Origin of the sequence: Bathymodiolus platifrons methanotrophic gill symbiont (genome assembly GCF_002189065.1) — a bacterium.
GTDB lineage: Bacteria > Pseudomonadota > Gammaproteobacteria > Methylococcales > Methylomonadaceae > Methyloprofundus.
This window is the reverse complement of record NZ_BDMN01000343.1, coordinates 1-2,346: the sequence shown is the minus strand read 5'-3', so window position 1 is coordinate 2,346 and position 2,346 is coordinate 1. Positions and strand designations below refer to the sequence as shown.

Sequence of the window (2,346 nt, the reverse complement as noted above, 5' to 3'; positions counted from 1 at the left end):
ACTTCTCCTAATTATTTAAGTGAAATAACAGATTTAACCCACTACCGTCAAATTCAACAGATGGTTATGTCTGTCATAAATCGTTTTTTTATTACTTTGATTACTCCTTATGAGAAAAACAACAGACACAGAATTTTATATCCCTATTGATGGTACAAAAACACCTAAATTTGCAGGTATAGCAACATTTATGAAGTTACCCTACTTAGCCCTTGAAGATGCGGAGTATGTTGACATTGGTTTGATTGGTGTTCCTTGGGATGGTGGAACGACATATCGTTCTGGTGCTAGGTTGGCTCCTAGACAAGTTCGAGATGCATCAACATTCATGAGGAATATGCATAATACCTTGAAAATTAAACCTTATGAACTTTGCAATTGCGCTGATTTAGGAGATGCAAATATAAATGCTGTTAATTTACTTGAAAGCCTTCAATGGGTGGAGGATTTTTACCATCAAGTTTTATCCAAAGATATAGTGCCTTTATCTGTAGGGGGAGACCACTTAGTTAGCCTTCCAATTTTAAGAGCTTTAGCTAAAAACCAACCTGTTGGAATGGTTCATTTTGATGCTCACACTGACATGTTCTCAGGTTTTTCTGGTAATTCAAGCTTCTCACACGGGACACCATTCTACCATGCAATTAACGAAGGTCTACTTGACCCTAAGCGAATTGTTCAAATAGGTATCAGAGGTTCAATGTATACAGAAGAAGACCGATTATGGGGACTTGAAAAAGGGGTTCGCATAATTGACATGGAAGAATGCACAGATCTAGGTACAGAGGGAATATTAATAGAAATTAAGAAAGTAATTGGTGACGATGAAACCTATTTAAGTTTTGATATAGATTGCCTAGATCCAGCTTTTGCTTCTGGAACAGGAACTCCTGAAATCGGGGGCTTTACAAGTATTGAAGCTCAACACTTAATACGAGGTTTACATGGGAGCAACTTAATTGGAGCTGATTTAGTAGAAATTTCACCACCTTATGACCAATCAAGTAATACAGCTCTAGTTGGAGCAACACTGTTATTTGAGATCCTCTGTTTGCTTGCAGATAGAAAGCAAAAGAGAGAGTCAGTAAAAAAAACATCAATGGAGGAAAGTGATGGATAAGTATTCTTTAAGTACAGATGAGGTTGTTACGTTTTCAAAAAACGGATGGATAGGTCCATTCGACTTGGGGATGGAGAGTAATATTATTGACTCTTGCTGTTTTCGTTCTGAGGAGATTGTAGAAAAAAAATTAGTTAGCCCCCTATATTCGAAACACTCAGTACGTGACTGGCATTTAATCGAAAATAATTATTTAGACTTATTTAAACAAGAGCAAATCGTTCACAGAGTGAAATCTATCTTTAACGGTGAAAATATAAAATTATGGCGTTCAAAAATATTCGTAACTCCAAAAAATGGCCGAGGGATAGGCTGGCATCAAGAATGGGGACACTTCAATGGAGAAGAAATTGGTAATAACATCCCTGCGTTAAAGCCTTTAAACTTCGATGTTTCTTGGAATTTATCTGTTTGGGTTGCTCTGAATGATATAACTATTGAGCGATCACCGATGCAATTTTTAACTGGTTCTCACAAGCATCGGTATGAAATAAAAATGGTACCAATGTGTGATTCAGCGTTCTTTGTTAACCCTTTCGATAAAATTGAGAGCAAAGATGAATTAGTTCAACAGATAAAAGAATCAACTATTTTACTAGATATAAATACCACTACATTACTAGATGGTATTGAGCAGAAGTCAATCTCTCTTGATGAGCTTAAAAAGGTTTGCTGGGAGAAAATGCAAAAATTCTCCGCGGCTGTAACACTTCCTTTTGATACTGAGGATGGAGAAGAAACATTACTAATGAAAAAGGGGCACTTTGTGATTTTTAGCGAGCGAACAATGCACCGTTCCTTGCCAAACTTAACAGATGGTAACCGTGTTGCAATAAATTGTCGAATGACCCCCGCTTCGACGGAAGTTTACCCTGGGAAAAAAGAGGGGAAGGTGATCGATGGTTCTAACTTAGATATTACAAAACATGAATGCGTTGAGTTATCTTAGTTAAAAACAACCCAAGGAATTCCGGTTCTGTCGCAAAAAGTGTAAAAACCGACTATATCTTAGTTTTATGAGGCTAATGAATAATATTTCATACAGAATAAAACACCGATCATCCTATCGTTAAAATTTCGGCAGATAAGTTGTAAAGTCATATGCCACCTGGCATACAGGTTAATAAGTCCTTAAGAAATACCGCCATTTTAAACTGAACATGTGAATCTTATTTGGATGAGATTAAGCCTTATAATAGTGGCATTCGGTTTTTTGCGACAGAACC

General features: G+C 36.7%; 2 protein-coding genes. Both read left to right on the top strand.

The genetic code is table 11. The annotated features are described in order from the left end of the window. Window positions 1–109 precede the first annotated feature (109 nt). Window positions 110–1,120: an agmatinase gene (gene speB, locus CDZ78_RS17205; RefSeq protein ID WP_230990716.1), complete on the top strand. Its 1,011-nt coding sequence runs from the start codon at window positions 110–112 to the stop codon at window positions 1,118–1,120. Then, a complete protein-coding gene (locus CDZ78_RS17200; RefSeq protein ID WP_087871088.1) occupies window positions 1,113–2,069 on the top strand; it encodes a phytanoyl-CoA dioxygenase family protein in 957 nt (318 codons plus the stop codon). Before speB ends, CDZ78_RS17200 begins: the two co-directional genes overlap by 8 nt. Window positions 2,070–2,346 lie beyond the last annotated feature (277 nt).

What these genes read in the sequence shown, in the direction of transcription:
- speB (WP_230990716.1), top strand. Translation starts at nt 110, where the DNA reads ATGAGAAAAACAACAGACACAGAATTTTATATCCCTATTGATGGTACA.
- CDZ78_RS17200 (WP_087871088.1), top strand. Translation starts at nt 1,113, where the DNA reads ATGGATAAGTATTCTTTAAGTACAGATGAGGTTGTTACGTTTTCAAAA.